The sequence below is a fragment of the Oribacterium sinus genome (assembly GCF_014202695.1).
In the GTDB taxonomy this organism is placed as follows: domain Bacteria; phylum Bacillota; class Clostridia; order Lachnospirales; family Lachnospiraceae; genus Oribacterium; species Oribacterium sinus.
Genome location: NZ_JACHHH010000007.1, coordinates 148,563 through 174,224 on the forward strand (window position 1 = coordinate 148,563; position 25,662 = coordinate 174,224).

Annotated in this window: 20 protein-coding genes; 1 reads left to right on the forward strand and 19 read right to left on the reverse strand. The window is 44.2% G+C overall.

What is annotated here, in order from left to right:
* Positions 1-35 precede the first annotated feature (35 nt).
* From HNQ46_RS07765 to secA, 9 genes are all read right to left on the reverse strand, one after another.
* Positions 36-896, reverse strand: coding sequence for an IspD/TarI family cytidylyltransferase (locus HNQ46_RS07765; RefSeq protein ID WP_183684179.1), 861 nt, complete (start codon positions 894-896; stop codon positions 36-38).
* 10 nt (positions 897-906) lie between these two features.
* Positions 907-1,923 carry a tRNA (adenosine(37)-N6)-threonylcarbamoyltransferase complex transferase subunit TsaD gene (tsaD, locus tag HNQ46_RS07770; protein ID WP_183684180.1) on the reverse strand — a complete coding sequence of 339 codons (1,017 nt, stop codon included), beginning with the start codon at positions 1,921-1,923 and terminating at the stop codon, positions 907-909.
* A 110-nt stretch (positions 1,924-2,033) separates the two neighbouring features.
* Positions 2,034-2,954 (reverse strand): ribonuclease Z, encoded by a 921-nt coding sequence (locus HNQ46_RS07775; protein ID WP_183684181.1) that lies wholly within the window; start codon positions 2,952-2,954, stop codon positions 2,034-2,036.
* Positions 2,955-2,957: 3 nt separating this feature from the next.
* Positions 2,958-3,398 carry a ribosomal protein S18-alanine N-acetyltransferase gene (gene rimI / locus HNQ46_RS07780; RefSeq protein WP_183684182.1) on the reverse strand — a complete coding sequence of 147 codons (441 nt, stop codon included), beginning with the start codon at positions 3,396-3,398 and terminating at the stop codon, positions 2,958-2,960.
* Positions 3,399-3,420: 22 nt separating this feature from the next.
* The gene (tsaB, locus tag HNQ46_RS07785) at positions 3,421-4,194 is read right to left on the reverse strand and encodes a tRNA (adenosine(37)-N6)-threonylcarbamoyltransferase complex dimerization subunit type 1 TsaB (RefSeq protein WP_183684183.1); all 774 of its coding nucleotides are present in this window, start codon (positions 4,192-4,194) and stop codon (positions 3,421-3,423) included.
* Between the two features lie 92 nt (positions 4,195-4,286).
* Positions 4,287-4,715: a tRNA (adenosine(37)-N6)-threonylcarbamoyltransferase complex ATPase subunit type 1 TsaE gene (tsaE, locus tag HNQ46_RS07790; protein ID WP_183684184.1), complete on the reverse strand. Its 429-nt coding sequence runs from the start codon at positions 4,713-4,715 to the stop codon at positions 4,287-4,289.
* Positions 4,716-4,876: 161 nt separating this feature from the next.
* The gene (locus tag HNQ46_RS07795; protein WP_183684185.1) at positions 4,877-6,127 is read right to left on the reverse strand and encodes a homoserine dehydrogenase; all 1,251 of its coding nucleotides are present in this window, start codon (positions 6,125-6,127) and stop codon (positions 4,877-4,879) included.
* Positions 6,128-6,168: 41 nt separating this feature from the next.
* Entirely contained in the window at positions 6,169-7,305 is a 1,137-nt protein-coding gene (gene prfB / locus HNQ46_RS07800; RefSeq protein WP_183684186.1) for a peptide chain release factor 2, read from the reverse strand.
* A gap of 97 nt (positions 7,306-7,402) precedes the next feature.
* A complete protein-coding gene (secA, locus tag HNQ46_RS07805; protein ID WP_183684187.1) occupies positions 7,403-9,988 on the reverse strand; it encodes a preprotein translocase subunit SecA in 2,586 nt (861 codons plus the stop codon).
* 214 nt (positions 9,989-10,202) lie between these two features.
* Between secA and hpf the strand changes: the two genes are divergently transcribed.
* On the forward strand, positions 10,203-10,733 hold the full coding sequence (hpf, locus tag HNQ46_RS07810; RefSeq protein WP_183684188.1) for a ribosome hibernation-promoting factor, HPF/YfiA family: 531 nt from the start codon (positions 10,203-10,205) through the stop codon (positions 10,731-10,733).
* 41 nt (positions 10,734-10,774) lie between these two features.
* On the opposite strand, the gene HNQ46_RS07815 is transcribed toward hpf, so the two are convergent.
* The 10 genes from HNQ46_RS07815 to HNQ46_RS07860 form a co-directional block, all read right to left on the reverse strand.
* Complete coding sequence (locus tag HNQ46_RS07815) at positions 10,775-12,385, reverse strand: O-antigen ligase family protein (RefSeq protein ID WP_243155883.1); 1,611 nt, start codon at positions 12,383-12,385, stop codon at positions 10,775-10,777.
* A 37-nt stretch (positions 12,386-12,422) separates the two neighbouring features.
* A complete protein-coding gene (locus HNQ46_RS07820; RefSeq protein ID WP_330604562.1) occupies positions 12,423-14,315 on the reverse strand; it encodes an LCP family protein in 1,893 nt (630 codons plus the stop codon).
* Between the two features lie 73 nt (positions 14,316-14,388).
* Positions 14,389-15,804 carry an undecaprenyl-phosphate glucose phosphotransferase gene (locus HNQ46_RS07825; protein ID WP_183684190.1) on the reverse strand — a complete coding sequence of 472 codons (1,416 nt, stop codon included), beginning with the start codon at positions 15,802-15,804 and terminating at the stop codon, positions 14,389-14,391.
* A 111-nt stretch (positions 15,805-15,915) separates the two neighbouring features.
* A complete protein-coding gene (locus tag HNQ46_RS07830; RefSeq protein ID WP_330604563.1) occupies positions 15,916-16,830 on the reverse strand; it encodes an alpha/beta hydrolase in 915 nt (304 codons plus the stop codon).
* A gap of 368 nt (positions 16,831-17,198) precedes the next feature.
* On the reverse strand, positions 17,199-18,443 hold the full coding sequence (locus HNQ46_RS07835) for a S1C family serine protease (protein ID WP_183684192.1): 1,245 nt from the start codon (positions 18,441-18,443) through the stop codon (positions 17,199-17,201).
* A gap of 223 nt (positions 18,444-18,666) precedes the next feature.
* Entirely contained in the window at positions 18,667-20,343 is a 1,677-nt protein-coding gene (locus HNQ46_RS07840) for an alpha-glucosidase (protein ID WP_183684193.1), read from the reverse strand.
* 93 nt (positions 20,344-20,436) lie between these two features.
* Positions 20,437-22,176, reverse strand: a complete 1,740-nt coding sequence (locus HNQ46_RS07845; protein WP_183684194.1) for a glycoside hydrolase family 13 protein — start codon at positions 22,174-22,176, stop codon at positions 20,437-20,439.
* Between the two features lie 98 nt (positions 22,177-22,274).
* Positions 22,275-23,396 carry a LacI family DNA-binding transcriptional regulator gene (locus HNQ46_RS07850; protein WP_183684195.1) on the reverse strand — a complete coding sequence of 374 codons (1,122 nt, stop codon included), beginning with the start codon at positions 23,394-23,396 and terminating at the stop codon, positions 22,275-22,277.
* Positions 23,397-23,518: 122 nt separating this feature from the next.
* On the reverse strand, positions 23,519-24,388 hold the full coding sequence (locus HNQ46_RS07855; RefSeq protein ID WP_183684196.1) for a carbohydrate ABC transporter permease: 870 nt from the start codon (positions 24,386-24,388) through the stop codon (positions 23,519-23,521).
* Complete coding sequence (locus tag HNQ46_RS07860) at positions 24,388-25,431, reverse strand: carbohydrate ABC transporter permease (protein WP_183684197.1); 1,044 nt, start codon at positions 25,429-25,431, stop codon at positions 24,388-24,390. Before HNQ46_RS07860 ends, HNQ46_RS07855 begins: the two co-directional genes overlap by 1 nt.
* Positions 25,432-25,662 lie beyond the last annotated feature (231 nt).

Genomic DNA, 25,662 nt, shown 5'->3' on the forward strand with positions numbered 1-25,662 from the left:
TACGCTGTTGTCTGATTTAAAACGATTTCATGTTATTATTTATGATGCTCTTCTAAAAATTTTAGGTAAATCAAATCTTCAGGCACCGTAATTTTTTGGTTCTTCTCTTCCCCTAAAACCAAGTAGGGCTGTTCCTTGCTAAATGCCTCCACCATCATGGCATCATCCGTAATGGATAGCCCCTCCTCTTTCTTCTCTAAGAAAGTCTTATAGGCTTCCCAAAGTAGGGGAAAGGAAAAGGCTTGAGGAGTCTGAATCCTATAAAGACTGCTTCTATCCACGCTTTCCTGCACAATCCCCTTCTCCACTCGCTTAATGGTATCTGTCACCGGAAGTCCCGGAATTACCGCCCCATAGGACTTTCGAGCTTCATAGATTCTTTCGCATAGGTCTAAACTAAAGCAAGGCCGTGCCCCGTCATGAATAAAAAGAGAGAGCTCGGTTTGAAGATTTTTGCTTTCTCCATGCTCTATCTCCTGCTCTTTTCTATGCTTTTCTCTATTCGCTTCCCTATTTTTCAAAAATTCCAAGGCGGAGTAAACAGACCAGTAGCGCTCTGCTCCCCCCTCAATCAAGGAAACTGCTATACCTTCCTGTGTAAGTGGAGAAAATGAAGAAGCGAGCTCCTCTTTACACTGTGCAGATTCTCCTTCTAAGAGCCGAAGCCCCAGCTCTTCCCTCCATTGCTTAAGCTCTCCTTCCACCCTTTCTTTATCTTCCTTGGAAAGAATCAAAAGGATTTCTTTGCACCTGTTCCAGCTGCAAAACTTTTGCAGGGCGGAATAATATAAAGGCTTTCCCTGAAAGGACAGAAATTGCTTTTTTTCCTTGCATCCCATGCGGCTTCCTTTTCCGGCCATCAGAAGGATGACGGTAATTTCTCTTTGATTTGGCATTCTTCCCTCCCTAGCCTTCCGTTAAAGCCAGGGATGGATAAGCATTCAAAGAGGCTTCTCCCCGTTTTCCTGCCTGATAATCATAGTAGGCTGCTGCTGCAATCATAGCTGCATTGTCCGTGCATAGCACAGGGCTTGGGCAGTAAAAGCTTAAACCGTGGGCCTTCGCCTTCTCCTCCATCTTCCTTCTAAGACAGCCGTTTGCGGAGACGCCTCCCGCCACAGCCATTTTGGATACCCCTAAATCCAGAGCAAGCTGTAGACATTTTTCTGCCAAGTCCTCACAGACTCCCTCCTGAAAAGAGGCACAAAGGTCTGCAACACTTATTTCTTCTCCCAACATTTTCTTATGGTTTAGCTCATTTAAAACCGCAGATTTTACGCCGGAGAAGCTAAAGTCGTAGGGAGTATCCAGTTTTGCTTTGGGAAAATGATAAGCAAAGGGGTCTCCCTCTTTCGCACTCTGCTCCAGCTTTGGGCCTCCGGGATATCCCAGTCCCACGGCTCTGGCAATCTTGTCGAAGGCTTCTCCCGCCGCATCATCTCTGGTTCTTCCATAGATTTTGATTTTTCCGTAGTCTTCCACATACAGTAAATGACTGTGTCCACCGCTGGCCACCAGGCAAACATAGGGAGGAATACAATCTTGATGAGCAAGATAATTTGCCGCAATATGTCCTTCAATGTGATGTACCGGAATCAAGGGTTTCTGAATGGCATAGGCCAGAGCCTTGGCTTCGGAAACTCCCACCAGAAGGGAACCTACCAATCCCGGACCGTAGGTTACCGCCACCGCCGTAAGATCGGAAAAACTTTTTCCCGCCTCTTCCATTGCCAGACGAATCACCTCATCAATCTTTTCCAAATGATTACGGGAAGCAATCTCAGGCACCACTCCGCCAAACTCCGCATGTAGAGCCACCTGAGAGGATATCACATTGGAAAGTACTTCCTTTCCGTTTTTTACTACTGCCGCTGCGGTTTCATCACAGCTGCTTTCGATTCCCAGAATCAAAACATCTTCCATAAAACTGTACTCTTTCTATATTTCCTAAATTCAGAATCTCATCACACAGATTGTTATAATCTTCTTGTGCATTGAATTACCCTATCCTGTTCTTTACTTCGTTTTCAGCTTTATTTTCCTTCTTCCTCTTCTTCAAAGGAAATGTCCTTGCTCCATGCATCTCTTGCAAATTTCACCGGAAAAATATGGCTGAACTTATCCTTATACTGCTCCGGATAGACCTCGGAAGGAGAATAGTGGGTAAGCCACATTTCTCTGGGCTGAGCTTCCCGTCCTAAGATGGCTGCCTCTTCCATAGTCATGTGCTTATGCTTTTTGGCATTGGAGAGTTTATCCTCCTCCCCGTACATTCCTTCACAGATAAACAAATCCACATCCTTCGCCTTTTCGGCTATTCTGGGAATCGGTCTGGTATCGGTACAATAGACCACGGAAATCCCACGTCTTGCCTCTCCCATGACCATATCCGGGGTAAAAAGACTGCCCTCATACTCTACCGCTTCTCCATGTTGCAGACGATTCCAGCAGGAAACCGGAATTCCCGCCTCCCTTGCCCGCTCTACGGAAAATTTTCCGGATCTGGGAATAGTGATTTTATACCCAAAGCATGGAATACTGTGTTGCACCTTAAAAGCCTCCAGCTGAAAGCTTTCACAGGAAAATCTCTGCTCTTCTTCCTGAATTTCTATATATTCGATGGCAAAGGGCAGTTCCGGCGCAATGCTCCGCAGCCCATTCACAACCCTGGCCAGTCCCTTGGGACCGATCATGGTCACCGGCTTGGTTCGCTCCGCATTTCCCATGCTGAGAAGCATTCCGGGAAGTCCGGAAATATGGTCCGCATGGTAGTGGGTAAAACAGATGGTGTCAATGCTATAAGGGCTCCACCCCTTCTCCCGCATGGCAATCTGGGTTCCCTCTCCACAATCTATCAAGAGACTGGACCCGTTACAGCGTAACATTAAGCTGGTGAGCCAGCGCTTGGGTAGGGGCATCATTCCGCCGGTTCCCAGTAAACATAATTCTAACATAATTTATTGTATCGTCCTTTCCATGAGGATGGCATCCTCTTCCGGGTCTCGGTAATACGCCTTTCTTTTGGAAAAGGCCCGAAATCCCTCTCGTTCATAGATTACCCTGGCAGGGGAATTGCTTTCCCTTACCTCTAAAAATATTTTCTGAATAGCTTCCCGATCTCCGATAGAGAGAATTTCCCGAAGCAGTTGCTTCCCAAAGCCCTTACCTTGATGCTTCTTCTTCACGGCAATGCTCTCCAACTCTCCTTCTACGCCTAAGACTCTCAGAATTGCATAGCCCAAGATTTCCTCATCCTCCGCCAAAACTATGGCTCTATCGTATTTTCCCTCTACAGCACGGAGGAAATCCTGCCGAGAATAAGCCATACTGCCAAAAAGAGCCTGATCCATCTCCCAAATCTCTTCCACATCCCGTACTTCCATGTATCGAAAAAACATTTCTCCTCCTTGATTACTCACTTTATTCGTGAATCGGGTAGTTCTTCGCAATCAGCTTATCCCTGGTTTTTCCTAAGTCTTTGTATGCCTCTTCCTGCACAATCTGAAAATCCTTTAAAGCCCCTGCTTCCTTTTCTCTTTCCGCCTGAGGCTTCCTTAAATACTCCAAGTGAAACCCTGCTTCCAAGCCTTCCGCCTTTTTCTTTTCCCCCAGTAATGCCAGGGAAGCGGCTCTTTGCAGGGTGTTCTGGGGATTGGGGAAAAGGCAGCGTTCCTTTCCCAGACTCTCTTCAATCTGCTTTCTATAGGGGAAAATGCCGTCCCCCAAGAAAATCTGCTGCCCTTCCTGTTCTTTTGCAAAGTCAAGAAGCGCCTCAATACTCACCGCCCTTTCAGGAGAAATGCACTGCCCCAAGCGATAAGATGCGGTATAAACCTGTCCTCTTCTGGCATCCAAAAGCACATGGATGGGATTTTGTAAAAAACTCAGATTTTCCTGCAGCATTTCCAAGGTACTGATTCCATAGAGGGGAATATTTCCGGCTAAAGCCAGTCCCTTTCCTGTTGCCGCTCCGATTCTAAGACCGGTAAAGGAGCCCGGACCCTTGCACAGGAAAATCTGATCCACCTCTTCTAAAGATACCTTGCAATGCTCCAAAAGACTGATGCAAAGAGGCAGTAAGGTTTCGGAATGGGTGAGTCCGATTTGTAAATCCATCTCCCCTAAAATCTGTCCGTCCTTTAAAAGGCAAACCCCGGAAACTCGTCCGGAAGCATCTAAAGCTAAGCTTATCATTTTCTATCCTTTTCTTTCATAAATTACTCTATTTCCTATTTCTTGTTAAAGCGTTTTCCGTAAACTTTCTTCGCTTTTTTCATACTCTACTTCTATTTATCGCTGTCTTCCATGCGGATTTTCCGAAAGGAAAATCCCTGACTTAAATCCTTCTCAATATAAATCCATTTGGCTTCCGGAGGAATATCCTCCCTGACCTGACTGGCCCATTCCATTAAAGCAATGCCCTCCCCGGAAAGCATGTCCTGAAAGCCGATTTCCCAAAGTTCCTCCGGATCTACGATACGGTAGAGGTCGAAATGATAGAGCTTTTCTCTCCCCTGATATTCCTTCACGATGGTAAAGGTAGGGGAATCTACATTTTCCGAAACCCCCAGGCCCTTGGCAAAGCCCTTGGCAAAGACGGTCTTTCCTACCCCAAGGTCTCCCTCCAGGCAATAAATCTCGCCTTTTTGGGCCTTCTGTCCCAGGCGAAAGGCCAACTGATAGCTTTCTTCCTCACTATTGCTAATCCACTCCATTCCTTGCTCCTATTCACAAAAAACGCTGGTGCCTTAGACGCCAGCGTTTCTTTTTATTCTTACCCAATGGCGTAGGCAAGACCTATGTCATCGAGTTCCATACAAGCGATATTCCCAAAAAGAAGCTCTCGTTTCTGCTGCGGCTAGCCGACGATATCTTCTTATTCCTCTGAACCGGAATTTACACGAAGGTAATGGAATACTCTCCTTCCGGTTTCATCCTCGAAGGCGGAAAGACGAGCCAGAAAATCTTCTTCGAAAAGAATATCGGAAATGATGGCAAATTCATCCTTTCGTCCGGGAAGAACATGAACCTTTACCTTTCCATCCTCTACGAAGTAGCTCTTTAACTCCTTCTCAATTCCTTCTTCCGTCCCTTCAACGCGAAGAAAATAACGGAAAGCATTTCCGCCCATGGGCTCTATTTCAATCATTTTATCGGACCAGCCGATTCCTTGGAAATTACTTTTATGACGCACTGCCGCAATAATATCGGAAACTACCGCACTGGCAGTAGGCAGCTTACCGGCTCCCATGCCATAAAGCATGGTGGTTCCCAGGCAATTTCCTACGATACGAATCCCGTTATACACTCCATTTACCGGATAGAGAGGATCCTGCTCTTCCACCATCATGGGGGCTACATAAGCAAAATACTTGTCCTCCACAGTCTGTACGGAACCCAAAAGCTTAATGCTGTATCCTAAGGCCTTGGCGTAAGCCATATCAATATCACTGACATTACGGATTCCTTCCGTGTAAATGTCCTCGTGGCGGCAACGATTGCCGGAGGTCATGGAAAGGAGGATGGCAGTCTTTCTGGAAGTATCAAAGCCATCGATATCCGCAGAGGGATCTCTTTCCGCATAGCCCAGTCTTTGTGCTTCCTTCAAGGTGTCCTCAAAGCTGGAGCCTTCCTCTCTCATCTTAGTTAAGATAAAGTTAGTGGTACCGTTTAAAATACCGGTGATTTCTGTCACATTTTCTCCGGCATAGTTATGGTAAAGGGTACGAATAACCGGAATTCCGCCACCTACGGAAGCCTCGAAATAGAAGTTACAGTTATGCTCCTTAGCAGTTCGAATCAGCTTGGAACCGCAGGCATCCACCACCGCCTTGTTGGAGCTTACCACATGCTTGCCCTTTTCCAGACAGCTTTTAATATACTCGTAAGCCGGATGAATTCCTCCGATAGATTCCACCACCAGCTCCACTTCCGGATCATTTTCAATGACGGAAAAATCTGTAGTGACTAAGGCATCCTCCACACCGGGAATATGCTCTTTTCTGGCCAGAATATACTTTATTTCAATATTTTCTCCGCCCTTTTTCTCAATCTGTGCCCTATTCATATCCAGCACTTCTTTCACGCCGGATCCGATGGTTCCGTAGCCCATGATGGCAATCTTCATCTCATTCGCCCCTTTCTTCTCCTAAGAAACTTTTCCCATTTTTAGTCATTTCCCGCAATCTTTCGATCCGGACAGCCCAACTGCATCCACTTCAGATAAGCGGAAATGAAACGATCGATATCTCCATCCAAAACCGCATCCGTATTGCCGCTTTCTTCTCCTGTACGCAGGTCTTTTACCATACGATATGGCTGTAAAACATAAGAACGAATCTGGGATCCCCAGCCGTTATCCTTTACTTCTCCTCGAATGCCCGCAAGCTTCGCTTCCTGCTCTTCCTTTTCCTTCAGATAAAGCTTAGTCTTTAACATCTGCATGGCCTTGTTTTTGTTCTGAATCTGAGAACGTTCCTCCTGACAGGCTGCCACAAAGCCGGTGGGAATATGAATCAAACGAACTGCAGAGGAGGTCTTGTTAATATGCTGTCCACCTGCACCGGAGGCACGGAATACCTCCATCTTAATGTCCTCTTCCCGAATATCAATGTCGATATCCGTCTCGATATCCGGCATAACGTCACAGGATACAAAGGAGGTCTGCCGCTTTCCCTGGGCATTAAAGGGAGAAATACGAACCAAGCGATGGATGCCGGACTCAGAGCGAAGGTAGCCGTAGGCATATTCTCCCACAACTTCCATAGTAACGGACTTTATGCCGGCTTCATCTCCATCCAGATAATCCAAGATTTTCACTGTAAAGCCATGTCTCTCCGCCCATCGGGTATACATCCGGTAGAGAATGCCTGCCCAGTCATTGGCCTCCGTCCCGCCTGCTCCGGCATTTAAGCGAAGGATAACGTTCATGCTGTCATATTCTCCGGACAAAAGGAGGGTGGTATTCATCTGATCCAATCTTTCGGAAAAGCTTTCCAGTAATTCCCGAATCTCCGGAATTACGGAATCATCATTTTCCTCTTTTCCCATCTGAATCAGGGCTTCAATATCCTCATAATTGCCTTTTAGCGCAGTAAAGCCTTCCAGCTCATCCTTCAAATGTCTCGCCTCTGTGGAAAGCTTGTTGGCCTTCTCCGGATCCCCCCAAAAATCAGGTTCCTCCATCATACGGTCCAACTCTATGATTCTTTTTCTCTTGGTATCCAAGTCCAGAGCAGCTTCCAACTGCTGTAAGGGCTCTTCCTTGGAGGAAAGTTCTGATTTAAATTGATCAAACTCAATCACAGAGGCTCCTTTCTCATGCTCTTCTTACTATACTTTCTCGATTTCTTCTTGCTATTTAATCCTTATTTTTTACTGCAGTAACTCTTCTTTTCGGGAATTAGTCCTTCTGATAGAGGTTGGCGCCGTGACACTGCTTATACTTCTTTCCGGAACCGCAGGGGCATGGGTCGTTGGGATAAATCTTTCTTCCTTCTCTTTGCTTCGGACTTCTAACCGCAGACTCATCTCTGTTGGTAGCCAGAGGCTTTGCCACCTGCTCTCTTTCCACCTTCTGCTCCAGCTTAATCTGGTACAGCACTCTGATGGTTTCTTCCTGAATACTTCTCATCATATTCTGGAACATCTCATAGCCGGCAATCTTGTACTCTACCAAGGGATCCTTCTGTCCGTAAGCCTGCAAACCGATACCGTCTCTTAGGATATCCATGTCATCAATATGGCTCATCCACTTCTGATCCATAACCTTCAGAAGAATTACTCGCTCAGCCTCACGCATCTGCTCCGGATTCGGAAACTCCGCCTCTTTCTGCTCATAAAGGCGAATGGCTTCTTCCTTCAGTCTCTGGCTCAGCTCATCTCCGGTCATGTTCTCATATTCCTCTTCCGTAAGTCTTAACTTCTTTAAAGGAATAATGCTCATCAGGGTGTCATTTAAGCCGGACAAATCCCATTCCTTGGGGGTCTGTCCCTCTCCGATACACTCGGCAACATAATTATCCACTGTATCCGTGATAAAGCGTACGATGAGAGGACGCATATTGTCCCCTTCCAATACCTTTTCTCTCTCGGTATAGATAACATCTCTTTGATCGTTGTTGACCTCATCATACTTTAAGAGGTTTTCACGGATGCCGTAGTTATTTAACTCAATCTTTTCCTGAGCCTTGGCAATGGCATTGGAAAGCATCTTATGGTGAATCTGTTCTCCATCCGGTACACCCAGAGCCTCAAACATACCCATCAATCTTTCGGAACCGAAGAGACGCATCAAATCATCTTCCAGGGAAATAAAGAACTGGGACTGTCCCGGGTCTCCCTGTCTTCCGGCACGACCTCTTAACTGATTGTCGATTCTTCGAGACTCGTGACGCTCCGTACCTACAATATGAAGACCGCCGGCAGCCTTTGCCTCATCATCCAGTTTAATATCGGTACCACGACCCGCCATGTTGGTGGCAATGGTTACCGCACCGTGTACACCGGCCTCTGCTACGATAGCCGCCTCCTGCTCATGGAACTTGGCGTTTAAGACATTGTGCTTAATACCTCTCTTCCGAAGCATGGAGGATAAAAGCTCGGATGTTTCGATGGCAATGGTACCCACCAGTACCGGAGCTCCGGTCTCGTGGATAGCCTGAATCTCATCCACCACCGCCTGGAACTTCTCCTTCTTAGACTTATATACCGCATCATCCAAATCAATTCTCTGTACCGGTCTGTTGGTAGGAATCTGGATAACGTCCATGGAGTAAATGTTTCGAAACTCCTTTTCCTCGGTCTGTGCAGTACCGGTCATTCCGGCCTTCTTCTTGAACTTGTTGAAGAAGTTCTGGAAGGTAATGGTAGCCAAGGTTCTGGACTCTCTCTTTACCTGTACATGCTCCTTGGCCTCGATTGCCTGATGTAAGCCGTCAGAATAACGACGACCGTTCATGATACGGCCGGTAAATTCATCAACGATTAAAACCTCGTCATCCTTTACTACATAGTCCTTATCTCTAAACATCAGATTATGCGCTCTTAAAGCCAGGATAATGTTGTGCTGGATTTCCAGATTCTCCGCATCCGCAAGGTTTTGAATATGGAAGTACTTCTCTACCTTCTCCACACCCTGCTGGGTAAGGTTTACGGTCTTTTCCTTCTCATTAACGATAAAATCTCCGGTTTCTTCAATTTCCTCTCCCAAAATTGCATTAATTTTGGAAAATTCCGCAGACTCTTCTCCTCTTTCCAGCTGTTGTGCCAAAATGTCACAAAGCTCATAGAGCTTGGTAGACTTTCCGGACTGTCCGGAAATAATCAAAGGTGTTCTTGCCTCGTCGATTAAAACAGAGTCCACCTCATCGATGATACAATAATTCAAGCCTCGAAGCACCTGCTGACTCTTGTAAATTGCCATATTGTCTCTCAGGTAATCAAAGCCCAATTCATTGTTGGTCACATAGGTAATATCACAAGCATAGGCTGCCTGTCTTTCCTCTGTGGACATCTCATTCAAAACCGTACCGACGGTTAAACCAAGGTAACGATGCACTCTTCCCATCCACTCGGAGTCACGCTTTGCCAGGTAATCGTTTACGGTAACGACATGAACGCCATTGCCGGCAAGCGCATTCAAATAAGCGGGGCAGGTAGACACCAGGGTCTTTCCTTCTCCCGTTCTCATCTCCGCAATACGTCCCTGATGAAGAACGATTCCACCAATCAGCTGTACGGGGAAATGTTCCATACCCAGCTCTCTCTTAGCCGCTTCTCTAACGGTAGCAAAGGCTTCGGGCAATAAGTCATCCAGGGTTTCTCCCTGTGCCAAGCGGTTTTTAAATTTCTCTGTCTGCCCCTTAAGCTCTTCCTCCGACATAGCTGCCATAGTGCTTTGTAAAGAAAGGATTTTATCCAGCTTAGGTTGAATCAGCTTTAATTCTCTCTGTGAGTGGGTACCAAATATTTTCTCGAAAAGATTCATTATCCTATACTCCTTCTCCATACAATCTCTGTATGGTTCCGTATAAATCTATAACTCATAGATTCTACCATTAGTTCCAAGCTTATTCAAGGTGTTTCAGCCACACAGATTTGTTGATTATTCACAAGATTTTCATATCCTTAGATGAAAAAAAATGATATACTCAAGAAAAGAAGAAATTCTTTTGGACTACATAGAAAGGAAGGAATTTTTTATGAAAATTACCATTACCGGAAGAAACCTTAGTCTAACCGATGGACTAAAAAATGGCGTGGAGAAGAAGTTAGGGAAGCTGGATAAGTTTTTCCAGGCGGAAACCCCCTGTAACGTAACACTTTCTACCCAAAAGGATATGCAAAAGATCGAGGTAACCATCCCCGTAAAGGGAAGCGTAATCCGTGCAGAGGAAGCTACCGAAGATATGTACCAGTCCATTGATCTTGTGGTGGATGTTCTGGAGCGGCAGATTCGTAAATACAAGAACAAATTAATTCAGCGTCATCAGGCAGGTTCCGACTTTAGTTCGGAATTCATCGATGAGAAGCCGGCACAGGACGAGGAAGAAATCAAGATTGTTCGTACCAAGCACATTGATTTAAAGCCTATGACTGCAGAAGAAGCTTGCTTGCAGATGGAGCTTCTGGGACACAGCTTCTTTGTTTTCCAGGACGGCAACACCGGCAAGGTCAATGTAGTCTATAAGAGAAAGGCCAACAGCTACGGCTTAATCGAGCCGGAGGAATAATACCTTAAAATATTTAAAAGGGAGCTGTACAGCTCCCTTTTTTATTCCGCTCTCTTTCCGGCAATTCCCAAAAAGCACAGAAGCATCACAATGGGCATCACAATGGGTACCGCAATGTTAATGCCGGCCTGAGTGAGATAAGCCAGATAAGCCAGGCTTACCGCAAAGGGAAAGGCATTTTGTCCGAACGTTGCTTCCACTGAATTCTCAGTCTCTTTCTTCCAAAACACGGTGAAGATATTTTTCAGTAAAAAAAGATAGGCTAAAAGTCCAAAAACACCGATGGTCAAAAGCAAATTCAGATATTCATTATGAATACTGTCAATCAGTCCCATACCGGCCTGTTCCACTTCTACCTTATAATTGTCATTCGTCAGCATAAAATAACCGTCCGGCCCATAGCCGAAAAGTCTCTTAAGCATAGGCATCCTGTCTCGGAAGTATTCCATACCCATCCTCCAGATAAAGCCTCTGCCGGTTCCCCAGGAATCATCAAAGCGTAAAAATTGGCTGAACTGTTCCAGCACCGGATAGCGATGCATCACATTTACATCATAGATGGCATAGGCTCCTGCCATGAAGAACAGGATTAAAAGCAGGACATAAAGCCTCTTGAAAAGCTTCATGGACAATTCCTTCTTGCTGAATCTTCCCAAAGCCCAAAGGATACCGGTGAGTCCCATCCCCAGGTAAGGAAGAACTGTCTTTCCCATGGAAAAGAGAAATCCCGGTGGAGAAATCTGCAGAATGCTTTGTCCCTTTCCGGCAAAAAGCACGGAAAGCTTCAAAGAAAGGAAAAATAAGAAATACACGGAAAGACAGGTTCCGAAGCTTTTGTTATCCTCCCAGCTAAAAAACGGTAGGACCAGAAAAACAAAGAAGTAGCCGATGACTGCGTTGTCGCTACTTCCGAAGATTGTAGCAATGTGGCAAAGCAGCATCATTCCCATAAAAAAGTGCTTCCAGCGAAGCTCCTTCTCCTGCAAATATAAACCGGTATAGAGGCAGGCATAAAATAAAACAAGGCTAGTATAGCCGTTGATATTGCCCACAGGTCCCGCGAACATCGCCCACTTGGATAAGTCCGAAACATTGTCGAAGAAATGCATATAGTTCATCATGTAAAAATCGCTGATTCCCCATAAGCACTGTAAAACCACGCCTACAGAAAACAGGAGAAGATGAAACTTTTTAAAGCGATAAAATCGACTAAGGCCAAGATACACCGTAAAGAAAAGCAGCCAGCTCAGAACTCCCATATATCTTCCCGTACTTCCCCACCAGGTTTCGTAAGGATATCCGGAAAGGAACATGGAAAGGAAAAAGAGAAGAATCAGAACACAAAAGGGAAGATCCGTAGCAAACAAGGGCTTTTTCTTTCCCTCTTCCTTCTTCCAAAAAAGAGAAGGAAGAATCTCTTTTCGTTCTTCCTTCTTTAGGGTCAAAGAATATAAAGCCACAAAGGCAAAAAGCAGTACGGAAAAAACACTGCTGCAAATCCAGAAAAAATCAAAACGAGCCTGGAGAATATCAAAGTATTTGTCCCGAGAATAGAGAGGGAAAAGCAAAAGCATCAAGGCAAGGTAAAGTAAACAAATTCCATTTCCGATTGTATAAAAGTCTCTTTTGGCCTTTGAGTCCTTTAGTTCCATAGCTCTCCCTCTTCCCTCATTCATTTTCTACAAAACACTAATCTACAATATCACCCGGTCCCGGATTCTCTCCGGAATTTGCGGAGCTTGCTGCAGTAGGCGGATTATTACCTATGCTCGGCTCTGCATTATTTTCCTTTTTCTTTGTTTCTTCCACGGATTTCTTCGTCTCTTCGTTGGATTTCTTACTTTCTTCCGTGATTTTTTTATTTTCTCCCGCAGTACTTTCTTCCGTGTACTGAATCTCGCCCTTTTTGCTCTCTTTTGTTTCCTGCTTGGATTCGGAATTCTTTGTACTTTCTACGGTTTTTCCGTTGCTGTCCGTCTCTGTTTTGGATTTCTTGGACTCGGAGCTTTCCTCGGACTGAGATTTCTTCTTTCCGCTTTCTTCCGTGGAGCTCTTCTTCTTTTTACTATTCTCTTCTTCCTCTCTGTCTTCTGAGGATTTCTTCTTTTTGGAGCTGCTGTCGCTGTCTCCTCTTCCGTTCTTATAGCTTCCGGAATCCTCCGCAATCTTGTCACTGTAGGTCCAGACTGCAGCGGAGGGCTTATAATTCGTATCATTAAAGAGATAAGCATGAAGCTTGGTTACATTGGAGGCTAAGCTCTGGGGAATAACGCAATCTCCCTTCTTACCCATCATTTGTGTGGTCAAATCATAAGGGAAGCCTTCAGAACCTACAATATTATAACGATTAACACCCTTGGCCAGCTCTAAAATATCTCCCACATCCACATTAAAGGCAATCTGAGGAAGAACGGTATCAATAACATTGGTCAAGGTGGCTAAATCCGCCTTTTTGGCATTGGCAAGAACCTGAGAGATAACCTCTCTTTGTCTCTTGGTCCTGGTAAAGTCATCATCCATGTATCGAAGTCTGGCATATGCTACCGCCTGTACACCGTCCAAATGCTGCATTCCCGGTCCCTTAATATACTCCGCCGCAGGATTCTTCTCATTGACCTTGGACTCAATACTGGTCTCGTGAATATAGGCATTCATGTAACGGAATTCCTTCTGGGTAATATCAATATCCACTCCGCCCAGCATGGTAATCACATCTGCCACTGCTCTCCAGTTAAAGGTGGCATAGTGTTCAATATCCAAATCCAGGTTTTTATTGAGAGCCGCAACCGCCTGTTCCGGGCCTCCATCCGCATAGGCCTCGTTAATCTTGGCGAAACGGGAGCCTGCTGCCAGATTCAAATAGGTGTCACGGAATACGGAAGCCAGCTTAACTTCTCCTGTGCCTCTGTCGATGCAAACAATAATCTGCACATCCGCATTGGCACCCCGGCCCACTCCGCCGTCACGGGAGTCTACACCGAAAACGGCAATGGTCCAGTAGCCCTGCATCTGCTCCTGCTTTTTGACATCGATATTGTCATTCTTAACGTTCTTTGTATTAAACTGCACATCCGGCTTGATATTCATGTAGCGAACCACATAACCGGTACAGAAAATCATAATCAAAGTGAGAATTTCGATAACGGAAATCAGAAGAACCTTCTTCCACAAAGATTTCTTCTTTTTATTCTTCTCATCATAATACTCTTCCAGCTCTTCCTCGATCTGATCCGGAGAATTCACCTGCAAAATATCCAAAGAACTCTTGCGCTTCTCCTCGTTTCTTTCCTTGGGAAGGGTATAGAAGTCCGGATTTTTTTCCCTCTTTCCCTCTTGGGAAAGCTTCCTATCCAAAAAAGACAGATCTTCCTTCCCCTGATCTCTTCCTGTAGGCCGGTCTTCCTGCAAGCGCTTTCCTCTTGCAATCTGTGCCTTTAAATCCTGCTCTTTCTCGGAAAAGGGAGCATTCTCCCTCTTCTTTATTTCTGACGCGTTCTTCACTTCCGCAGAAGAGCTATGATTGCTCTCTTTGTTTCCGCTATGACTATGAGGTCTTCTCCCCTTATTCTGTTCTAATGCCACACTACTCCTCCAAATCGATTTCAAAGCTTATTTTACAGGAATCAAGGTATAATACCATGAAAACACAAAAAAATTAATAGGCATTTTTGTTAATAAATCCTTTCCATAGGGTTAAAAAGAGTATGCGAATATCCAAAGAAAGGCTCCAGTTTTCAATATACCAAAGGTCACAACGGATTCTTCCCTCTATGGAAGTATCTCCTCGGAAACCGTTCACCTGCGCCCAGCCGGTCATCCCCGGTCGAACCTGATGCTTAATCATATAACGAGGAATCTGTTCCTTGAACTGCTCCACAAACTGGGTTCTCTCCGGCCTGGGACCGATGAGGGACATATCCCCCCGTAGGACATTGAAAAATTGGGGAAGTTCATCAATAGAGGTTTTTCGGATAATTTTTCCAATCCAAGTCACTCTGGGATCTCCCTTTACCGTCCAGCCCTTCTTTTCTTCCTCCACGGTCTGTACCCGCATAGAACGGAATTTGTACATTTGGAAGGGAAGATTATGCCTTCCCACTCTTTCCTGCTTGAAAATGATGGGGCCGCTGGAATCCAGGCGAATCAAAAGCGCCACCAACAGCATCAGGGGACCGAAAAGAATGATTCCCACCAGGGCACCGAAAATATCCATCAGTCGCTTCACAAAAGCATTAAAAGGATCTGTCAAGGGAACATTCCGAATATTGATAACGGGCAGTCCGTCCAAATCCTCCGCAATAGGTTTGGAGTGAATAATCTCCTGATAGTCCGGCAAAAATTTGGTATGGACACCGGATTTTTCGCAAACTGCCACAATTCCCGGAAGCTTTTCATAAGCGGCAAGGGGCAGGGTAATGGCAATCTCGTCAATCGTGTTTTGAGCCAGGAAGTCTCCCAGTTCCTTGATTTTTCCGATTACGGCTACGCCTCTATAGGACTCTCCCTTCTCCGCAAAATCATCCACAATACCGTAAATGGTATAGCCCCAATCCGGATTTCTTTTACAAGCATCGATAAAGCGGTTGGAAACTGCGGAAAATCCCACCAGAATAAGGTGTTTTTGGTTAAATCCCTTCTTTCGAAGTGTAGCCAAAAATCTTCTTAAACCATATCGCTCCAGGGTATTTAAACAAATATTGCCAAGATAGTTATAAAACAAGACCTTGGTAGAAAAATGCTCAAAATAACCGGATTTACGAAAAGCAAAGAAAAGAGAAGCGGAAAGCAAAAGTCCTACACTGTTGGCTTGTATTATGCGAAAAAGCACATTTTTCATCCGCATGGTACGCATAGGATGATAAAGTCCGAAAATCCAATACAAGATTAAGTATCCCGGAATCAAGGGGAGTAGAGCCGTGAAATATACCTTGGGAGAAAGAACGCCGTGGCCCTCCGGAAAGATAGGATTCTCAATAGCTAAATACCACGCCAAAAAATAGGCCAAGGCTATGACGATTCCGTCAAAGAGGACCTGTAATTGATTGAGCTGTTTTTGTTTATCTTTGATCATATTTTCCTTCCTGTACGACAGCAGTATCGAAAATTTCTTGGGAAACCCCCTCCACAAAAAATGACTCCGGCTCTCAAAAACTGAATTTTTACCGAAAGTGTATTGGATTTCTTAGGAAAGCAGATTCTTCGCAAAGGCGATTTGTCTTCTTAAAAGCCGCTCCGCCTCCGGTCTATGGACTTGCAATTCAAAGTCATGGGGCAATTCCCCTTCATTTTTACCGGGAAAATAGCTTTCCACCGGAATGCCGATTTGACGGAGCTTTCTTTGAAAGTCCTTTCCCTGTTCCTGAAAGGAGCCGAGATTTCCGTCTGACAGAAAAGTGGGAGGAAAGGATTTTTCAATATTTTGCAAAACAGAGGCTTCCTTCGCCTTTCTTCCCTTTTCCAAATCTTTTTCCTGAAAATAAGCAATTCCCCAGTTCCGAAAATAAGAATTGTTTTCCTTTGAATTGGTCTGCCCGTAACGGGTAGTATCCAAAAGGCCGGAAAGAGAGATAAAGCCGCAAATCTTGCCCTTTCCCCTTCCTAATACCTCTTCCATCTTTAATCTTTTCCTGTAATTTTCATCCAGCTGGCTGAGGATAAACTGTCCTCCCAGAGCAGCTCCTGCACTGTCTCCCAGAATAATAAGCTTATTCGGATCAATCCCTAAAATATCCTTTTTCTGTACTATGGCTTTTACGGCAGCGGCAGCTTGCCTCAGGGCGATAGGATAGGGATACTCCGGCGCCAGAGCATAGTCAATGGCTATGACTTGGAATCCGTTCTTCAGCCATTCCAGAAAATAGGGATGCTGATCCACAACATTTTTACTGCCGGACACAAATCCTCCTCCATGAAAATAAAGGATGGTGCCCAGAACCTCCTTCTTCCGTTCTTTCGGATACAGATATGCATCAAAGAAGTTGTTGGGGTAGGCGGAAGGATAGGAAATATTTTTATAACGAATATATTCTCCATATTCTTCTCTGTAGCTTCTCTTCTCTTCCCCCGTTTGAACGGCAGTTCTTTTGGTAAAGGACACAGCCTCCTTTATGGCGTCTCTTTCCCTTCCCTTGCCTTCCTCCCGGAAGAAAAAAAAGCTAAGAGCTAGAAAAAAACATAAAAAGAAAGCTATCCCTATTCTTTTTTTGAAAAACTTTCTTCTCATGCTCATCCAGCCTTCTCTTTCTATAAAATATCATAAGACATATTTGTTTAGTATAGCATAAAAAAAGCTTCCGGAACTCGTCTTGGAAGCTTTTTTTATCGCAATCACACAATTTATTTTTTATTTTCCGTTCATTTTTTCTACTATTTAGGAGTAGCTTAAAGCCTCCTCTATGAAAATATCATTTTTCTAAAAATCTCATCTTCTTTAAGCTTTGAAGATATCTCCAAAAGAAGCTTTTCTTAGTTATTGTCGGTACTGTTCTTCCCTAAGGTTACCTCTACCGTCTTTTCTTCATACTGTCCCTTGGCAGAAAGACGTTTTACAGTCACTTCCACCTTTTCTCCTGCCTTATAGCCGGAAATCAAGGATACCAAATCCTCCAGGCTTCTTACGCCCTGTCCGTCAAACTTGGTAATAATATCTTTTTCCTGTAAAGCGGAATTATCAATACCATCACCCTTTAAAATCTTATAGACGTAAATTCCCTGGGGCATGTTGTAGGCTTCCGCAATACTGCTGTCCACCGTTTTACCCTGAATACCGATATAGCCTCTTTCCTCATCCTTGACCTTTTCTCTGGTATCTCTCTTGGAAAGTGTCTCTACGATTTCCTGCGCTTTCTTGGCAGGAATGGAATAGCCCATACCCTCTACGGTGGTATCGGAATACTTTGCCACATTGATACCGATTAATTCTCCCTGCATATTCAGTAAAGCACCACCGGAGTTTCCGGGATTAATCGCTGCATCGGTTTGTAAAAGACCGGTTTCCGTACCGTTTTCCGTTTGAATGTCTCTATCCTTGGCTGAGATAATTCCGGTGGTTACAGACTGTCCATAGCCTAATGCATTTCCGATAGCCACTACCTGATCTCCTACGCTTAAGGCATCGGAATCCCCGAAGGTGGCTGTAGTAATACTCTTCCTTGTGTCAGCGGAAATGGAATCCAAAGGAACCGCAATCACTGCCAAATCCACATCACTGTCTGTCCCCTTAATCTTTGCATCGTAGGACTTTCCGTCCACAAACTGTACGGACAGGGAAGTGGAATCCTCCACAACATGCTTATTGGTAACAATCAGAAGCTCATTATCATTTTCCCCAATAATCACTCCGGAACCGCTGGCTGCCGCCTCTCGAGTTTGTCCCTGGCCGTAAAGAGAAAATCCGTTTTGCTGATACTTAATGGTATTTGTGATGGAAACTACGGAAGACATGGCATCCTTTGCAATCTTGGAGACACTTTCTTCTCCGGTTGCAGTAGTCTTTGCGGAAGACGTATCATCCTTATCCTTTGCCACTGTTTTCTGAATGGGAGAAGTACTTTCTTTCTGTTCCTGTCCGGTAAGCTCATTTACGCTTGCTACAATTTCTGAACGGTGTTGGTCTGCCAACACATTTACCCCCACCATAGTTCCTCCGGACACTGCTCCGAAAAGAAGGGCGGATGCCACAATTCCTGCTACTCTATTTCCTCTTGCCATAATTTACCTCCTTACTAAGCCGATTTTTTTTGCCTTACGGCTTAGCTTTTTCCTCTTCATTTTCTATTGAAATTTTTTCACTATCTTTCACTGTCTCAGGAAACTGTTTTCCTTTTGACAAAACATAGAATAGAAAAAAAATGTGGCAAAAAAATGGAAAAAGAGTGAGGATTTTGTGTCCTCACTCTTAAAAAAACGCTCTAAGTTTATTCAGCTAAGCCTTCTATTCTACCTCTAAAATTAAAGCTTCATAGCCGGAAAGCTTTACCCTATTCCCGTTGATTCTTGGTTCTACATTGGAAAGTACAACTTTCTTGATTGTTCCGGGAATCTCCACTTCTCTTTCTTCTTTTCTATAATTGCCCAAAACCAGAAATGTTTTCTTCTCTCCCTTTCTATAGAAAGCCATCAGGCGATCTTCCTGCTCCAGGAAGGGAATAAATTCTCCGTAGACTACCGCCTCCTTATACTCCTCCTGCTTTCGAAGAGCACAAAGAGCCTTGTAATAAGAAAGCACGGAATGGGGATCCTTCTCCTGGCTTTCCACATTAATTCTTGTATAGTTTGGGTTTACGGGAAGCCAGGGCTTGCCGGTGGTAAAGCCTGCTTCCTTTTCGCTGCTCCACTGCATAGGGGTTCTGGCATTATCTCTACTGTAACGATTTACAATCTTTAACGCCTCTTCCTTACTATAGCCATTTTCCAAGGCAATCTTATACTCATCCAGGGTAGAAATGTCGTCTACTTCAGAGATGTCGTGGAAAATTACATTTTCCATACCGATTTCCTGTCCCTGATAGATAAAGGGAAGGCCCCTCTGCATCATCAGCATGGTAGCAATAAACTTCTTGGAGGTATCGTTTAAGTCTTCCGCCGGAATATAGCTGTTGACTCCTCTGGATTCATCATGGTTCTCAATGACAGTAGAAATAAATCCTACCGGATTCACCAATCTTTGGGTTAAGAAGCAGTTGTCCCGATAAGCATTGGGCGTAACCGGCTTGTTGTCGAACCAGCCCTTGTCGGAATGTCCGCTGCTATGGGCACGAAAGTCAAACATAGAGGAAAAATAACCGTCCTCGCCGATAAACTCCGGAATCTGCTCCTCTGTTTCATTGAAAACCTCTCCCACAGAAAAGGCATTGTGGGGACGGAAGCAACGATCCCGCATTTCCCGAAGGAAGTCTCCGATTCCCTCCGCCTCATAAATCATATTGGTGCAGGCTGCCATGCCGTCATCTCTGTCCGCCGGATAATGGTGTCCCTGTAAAGGAAATACCTTCTTGATATTCAGAATGGCATCAATACGGAAGCCGGACACGCCCTTATCCAACCACCAGTTAATCATCTTATAGATTTCTTCTCTAAGCTTTGGATTTTCCCAGTTTAAATCCGGCTGCTTCTTATGGAAGAGGTGGAGATAATAGGTATTCTCCGTTCCCGGCACCTTTTCCCAAACGGAGCCTCCAAAATAGGAACGCCAGTTATTGGGCTCCTTCCCGTCAATTCCCTCTTCAAAGAAGAAATAATCCGCATAGGGACCCTTAGGATCAGCAACTGCCTTTTGGAACCACTCATGCTCATCGGAGCAATGGTTTACCACCAAATCCAAAAGGATATGCATGTCCCTTTTCTTAGCCTCTGCCAAAAGCTCCTCCATATCCTCATTGGAGCCAAAGCGAGGATCAATCTTATAGTAATCCGCAATATCATAGCCCTGATCCGCCAAAGGGGATAGGAAACAGGGAGAAATCCAGATAATATCAATGCCCAGATTCTTTAAATAATCCAGTTTTTCGATAATTCCCCGAATGTCTCCGATACCATTTCCCTTGGTATCCTTAAAGCTTTTGGGATAAATTTGGTAAGCGACCTTCTCCTGCCACCATTCTTTTCTCATTTTTTCTCCTTACTATACTTTTCCTTCTCTATCATTCTATTCTTCCATAAAAATGACAGTTGTCCTGCCGTGACAAAGTCTGCCACAGATTTTTTAAATCTCTAATACAAAGGCCTCATAGGGAAGCAAATGTCCTCTCTTGGCATCTTCCCCTTCCACATTGTGGATCAAGAGCTTTCCTGTCTTAAACTCCTCAGGAATCACGAAATCTCTCTCATTTTCCGATACATTACAAACTACTAAAAGCTTCTTCTCTCCCAAAGAACGCTCATACACGAATAAATCCGGATCCTCCGGAAGTAATAAGCGGAAGTTTCCATACACAATCAAGTCGGAGCTATGGCGTAAAGCAATCAGCTTCTGATAGTAGTGGAACACGGAATCCGCTCTCTTCAGCTGTTCCTCCGCATTCACTGTAGTATAGTTGGGATTTACCGAAATCCAAGGAGTTCCTGTGGTAAAGCCCGCTTCCTTTTCACTGTTCCACTGCATGGGAGTTCTGGCATTGTCCCTACTCTTATGGGCAATCATGGGGAACAGCTCCTCCGGACTGATATGAAGCTTCTCTGTCAGTTCTTCATACGCATTGATACTTTCCAAGTCCCTAAACTGGGAAGGATCGGTGAAGGGATAATTTCCCATTCCCAGCTCTTCTCCCTGATATACATAAGGAGTTCCCTGCATCATGTGAAGGAAGGTGGCAATACATTTTGCGGAACGCTCTCTGTACTGTCCCCCGTCATCCCCTAAGCGAGCAATCACTCTGGGCTGGTCATGGTTGCAAAGATAGATACTGTTCCAAGCCACATCCTGTAAACCCAGCTGCCATTTTTCCAGATTCTTCTTTAAAGGCACCAGAGGCATTCTGCCTGTGTTCCACTTAAAGCCGTACTTGGGATTCTCATCCATGTTCACGTGCTCAAACTGGAAAACCATGTTTAACTCGGTCTGGGCTTCATTGGCATATTTCTTTGCTTCCTCTAAAGTTACTCCCGCAGTTTCTCCTACAGTCATTAAATCATACTTGGAAAGCACCTTTTGATTCATTTCCTGCAAGAACTCATGGACTCTTGGCCCATTAGCGCATATTGCTCCGTCTCCATAGACAGCCCCCTTGGGAATTTCTGTGCTTGGCAGTCCCTCAGGCTTGGAAATCAGAGAAATAACATCCATACGGAAACCGTCAATTCCCTTTTCACACCAACGAGTCATCATATCGAAAACTTCTTTTCTGACAATTTCATTTTCCCAGTTCAGATCCGGCTGCTTCTTGGAGAAGAGGTGGAGATAGAACTCCCCGGTCTTCTCATCAAAACCCCAGGCCGGTCCGGAGAAGAAGGAGCCCCAGTTGTTGGGAGGAAGAAGCTTTTCTCCCTGATACTCCACAATATCTCCTGCAAATCGCTCCTGCTCTTCCTTAGATACGGTGGACAGTGGTCTTCCCTTACGCCAAATGTAGTAATCTCTCTTGGCATTTTCCTTGTCCTTACGGCTCTCCACAAACCAGGCATGCTCATCGGAGCTGTGGTTTACTACCAAATCCATCACAATCTTAATGCCTTTTTCATGAGCCTTCTTTAACAGACGGTCAAAATCCGCCATGGTACCGAACTCTTCCATGATATCTTCATAGTCGGAGATATCATAGCCGTTGTCATCATTGGGAGAACGATAGACAGGGGAAAGCCAGATTACATCAATCCCTAATTCCTTAAGATAATCCAATTTGCTTTCAATTCCCGGCAAATCTCCGATACCGTCTCCATTACTATCACAGAAGCTTCTGGGATAAATCTGATACACAACGGCTTCCTTCCACCATGTTTTTTTCATCTTCTTCTCCTTCCAAAGAAAACAATATATTATTCCATTAACAATACACTATTCGCATGCAATCTTCTATTCCGTTACGGAAGCACACTACACTTCCTCTAAGAACTTTTCTCTATCCTTAACTCCGCTTCCTTTTGCAAATGAAGCTGTAGCCCGGGAGATTGCTTTTGCTCCCCTACTGTCTGCACAGAACTTCCTTTCTCCAGAAATACAGGTAAGCGAATATCTTTTTTACGAGTTCCAATATCCCGCTCTTCCTTAAGCAGAAGTAACAATTCCATTACTGCCCGTCTTCCCTTTTCCGTGCTGTCCTGACAAATGGTGCAAAGCCGAGGTCTTGCTCTCTTTGCCGCAAAAATCCCATCATATCCGGCAATGGAAATATCTTCCGGAATTCGTAGCTTTTGATCCATACAAAAGCTCATCATTTCCAGGGCCATAATATCTGCTGTAAAAAATAAAGCCGTACAGCCCCAAAAATTCTCCCGGTAAAAGTCCTTATACTGCTTTTGTCTAATTTTCCCATCATAGGATAAATTTCGGCAAAGGCTCCAATCCGCCGCTAAGTTTTTTTCTTTGTAAGCCTGTAGGTACCCCTGATACCGGATATTGTCTATGGCATCTTTCCGTAATACATCCATGCCGTCCATCAATGATAAATAAGCAATTTTTTCGTGTCCTTTGGAAAGCAGATAGCGAGTCATCTCCAGCGCTCCCCGGTAATCCTCCAGTCCTACATTAACATAGGAATGATCCTCCGGAAAGAAAATGGTATCTATAGTAACAACCGGTACCGAATTCAGAGAACGTAAATAATAGTAGTCTTCACGCTTTGCTCCCAACAGAATAATCCCTTCCACATTCCACTCTAAAGTGATTTTGGTACAAAGCTCCATTTGGGGATTGGCATACAGCAAAAGAAAATATCCTTCCTTCTGCAACGCACTTTGTACTGCACCGATAATCGAAGAAACAAAGGGATCCTGTACAATACTTTCCTCTTCAGCTCTGCTATAGGTCAAAATCAGAGCAATAAGACGGGAGCCCTGTTTTGTCAACATTTGGGCCCCCCGGTGCGTAACATAATGCTCTTCTTCTAAAATCCTTTGCACCTTTTCATAGAGCTCAGGACTTAACTTGTTTTTTCTCCCATGAATCACATTGGATACTGTAGAGGGACTTACATTTGCAAGTTTAGCAATATCTTTAATTCTAGCCATAATCTTCATTCTGAATATTTATCTTGAGAACAGCCTGCAAAGGATCTGCATTCCTTGCAACCTGCAGTCCTTTGCAATAAATATTCCTCTCTCTGTTAGATTCTTTGAGAACGCTGTTCTCCTTATCCTTTTACAGCACCCTCTACCATTCCGCTCATAATCTGCTTCTGTCCTACTAAGAAAACAATAATCATAGGAAGAATTGCCAGTAATGCTGCAGACAAAATTAAATCCCACTGTTTTACATAAGATCCCACAAAGGCCTGTACAGCTACAGGAAGAGTCTTAATCTTTCCATTCTGTCCCAGCATCAAAGAAGGCAGTAAATAGTCGTTCCAAATCCACATACCATTCAAAATGGTCACCGTAGTAATCACCGGACGAAGCAAAGGAAAGATGATCTTGAAAAATGTTCCCTCGGGAGAACAGCCGTCAATTGCCGCAGCCTCCTCCAGTTCATAGGGAATACCCTTAATAAAACCGGTCAGAATAAATACGGTCATGGCACCGCCGAAACCAAGGTAAGCAAACAAAATACCATGTACAGACTGCAACATATTAATGCCTACAAACTTTCCCACATCTCTAAAGGTGGAAAGAAGAGGAAGCATTACAACCTGGAAGGGAATAATCATAGAAGCAATAAAAGTCATATATACGGCAATAGCCCAAGGCTTTTTATTGTTTCTGCTGATAACCCAGGCAGCCATGCAGCCGAATAAAATCAGAAGAACCAAAGACACTACTGTAATAATCGCTGAAGTACCGAAAGCATACCAGAAGTTAAAGTTGGAATTATGAATTACCGAATTCAAGTTGGCCTGTAACTGGGCAAAACTAACCCCTTGAAAAGCCACCGGATCCTTAACGATATCTGCTTGTCTCTTGAAGGAATTCATCACTACTAAATAGAAGGGAAATAAAATATAAATTGCAATGCAAGTTCCCAGAATCCCCAAGATTAAATTTTTTACACTTTTAGACTTGCCCATTACATCTCCACCTCTCTACTATTGCTGATTCGAACTTGAATCAGGGAAATAACCGCCAGAATAATAAAGAACAAAATAGCCTTCGCCTGAGCCAGTGCAAAATTATTCTTTGCAATAGCCGTGTTGTAAATATTTAAAGCAAGCATCTGGGTACCGTTAGATAAATAGGAACCCATAAAGTCCGCCACAGAGCCCGTTCCGTTAGTCAAAGCCATATTCACATCAAACTGTTTAAAAGCAGAGGTTAAAGTCAAGAAAGTACAAATGGTAATGGTGGAAGCAATCATCGGAAGCTTAACCTTGAATAAGGTTTGTAACGCCGTAGCCCCATCAATCTGGGCAGCCTCCAGCACATCTCCGGGAATCTGTGTAAGCCCGGTAACATAAATCAACATGATATATCCGCCACTTTGCCAGAGATAAACCACAATAATGGCCAGCATCGCTGTCTTGGTCTGGGATAACATGGAAAATTTCATATAATTCATCAAAACATTGTTGAAGACGAACTGCCAGATATAACCAAGAACAATTCCTCCAATCAAGTTCGGTAAAAAGTAAGCAGCTCTGAAAAAGGCCACTCCACGCATTTTAACAGTACAAAGTAGAGCCAATAAGAACCCTACCAGATTAATCATTACAACATTAATAATAACAAATACAAAGGTAATTAAAACGGACCAGATAAAGGCCGGATCTTTAAACATAGCCTGATAGTTGGCTAACCCTACTACTTTGGTATAACGAATTCCTGTCCAATCAGTAAAGGAATACCCTATACCCAAAATCAACGGAATAATTACAGTTACCGCAAAGGTAAATAGCAGGGGAAATAAGAATAAAAAATAAACTATTTTTCTATGATGTTTTTTGCTTGGCAAAAGATACAGGCCAAGAAAAAATAGAACCATACCTAAAATCAATAAGTTACCCCGGTATGTAGCTTTCGAACCTGTAAAATCCAAAATCAACGTATAGATTGTACTAAACGCTCCTGCCAGAAGCAAAATAATAGACTGCAAGGATTGTGAACGTCCTTTCATGAAATCCCCCTTTTAAAAAATGGGGCAGCTTAGCTGCCCCTATTCCGGGAAAAAATTAGCCAGCATAGTACTGTGCAATTACTTTTTCCATAGTATCAACAAACTTCGCTGTATCTAAATTGCCGGAAGCGAAATCCCCGTCTTTGACAGTTGCGAAAGAGTCAAGAGCCCATAAACGGCGTAATTACGCCATTTATGAGCTCTTGTTTTCTTTTTGAATTCTAGCAATAT

Excerpts from the sequence above, each read along its gene's own strand:
- HNQ46_RS07765 (WP_183684179.1), bottom strand. The coding sequence starts at position 896 with ATGCCAAATCAAAGAGAAATTACCGTCATCCTTCTGATGGCCGGAAAA.
- tsaD (WP_183684180.1), bottom strand. The coding sequence starts at position 1,923 with ATGGAAGATGTTTTGATTCTGGGAATCGAAAGCAGCTGTGATGAAACC.
- HNQ46_RS07775 (WP_183684181.1), bottom strand. The coding sequence starts at position 2,954 with ATGTTAGAATTATGTTTACTGGGAACCGGCGGAATGATGCCCCTACCC.
- rimI (WP_183684182.1), bottom strand. The coding sequence starts at position 3,398 with ATGTTTTTTCGATACATGGAAGTACGGGATGTGGAAGAGATTTGGGAG.
- tsaB (WP_183684183.1), bottom strand. The coding sequence starts at position 4,194 with ATGATAAGCTTAGCTTTAGATGCTTCCGGACGAGTTTCCGGGGTTTGC.
- tsaE (WP_183684184.1), bottom strand. The coding sequence starts at position 4,715 with ATGGAGTGGATTAGCAATAGTGAGGAAGAAAGCTATCAGTTGGCCTTT.
- HNQ46_RS07795 (WP_183684185.1), bottom strand. The coding sequence starts at position 6,127 with ATGAAGATTGCCATCATGGGCTACGGAACCATCGGATCCGGCGTGAAA.
- secA (WP_183684187.1), bottom strand. The coding sequence starts at position 9,988 with ATGAATCTTTTCGAGAAAATATTTGGTACCCACTCACAGAGAGAATTA.
- hpf (WP_183684188.1), top strand. The coding sequence starts at position 10,203 with ATGAAAATTACCATTACCGGAAGAAACCTTAGTCTAACCGATGGACTA.
- HNQ46_RS07815 (WP_243155883.1), bottom strand. The coding sequence starts at position 12,385 with ATGGAACTAAAGGACTCAAAGGCCAAAAGAGACTTTTATACAATCGGA.
- HNQ46_RS07825 (WP_183684190.1), bottom strand. The coding sequence starts at position 15,804 with ATGATCAAAGATAAACAAAAACAGCTCAATCAATTACAGGTCCTCTTT.
- HNQ46_RS07835 (WP_183684192.1), bottom strand. The coding sequence starts at position 18,443 with ATGGCAAGAGGAAATAGAGTAGCAGGAATTGTGGCATCCGCCCTTCTT.
- HNQ46_RS07840 (WP_183684193.1), bottom strand. The coding sequence starts at position 20,343 with ATGAGAAAAGAATGGTGGCAGGAGAAGGTCGCTTACCAAATTTATCCC.
- HNQ46_RS07845 (WP_183684194.1), bottom strand. The coding sequence starts at position 22,176 with ATGAAAAAAACATGGTGGAAGGAAGCCGTTGTGTATCAGATTTATCCC.
- HNQ46_RS07850 (WP_183684195.1), bottom strand. The coding sequence starts at position 23,396 with ATGGCTAGAATTAAAGATATTGCTAAACTTGCAAATGTAAGTCCCTCT.
- HNQ46_RS07855 (WP_183684196.1), bottom strand. The coding sequence starts at position 24,388 with ATGGGCAAGTCTAAAAGTGTAAAAAATTTAATCTTGGGGATTCTGGGA.
- HNQ46_RS07860 (WP_183684197.1), bottom strand. The coding sequence starts at position 25,431 with ATGAAAGGACGTTCACAATCCTTGCAGTCTATTATTTTGCTTCTGGCA.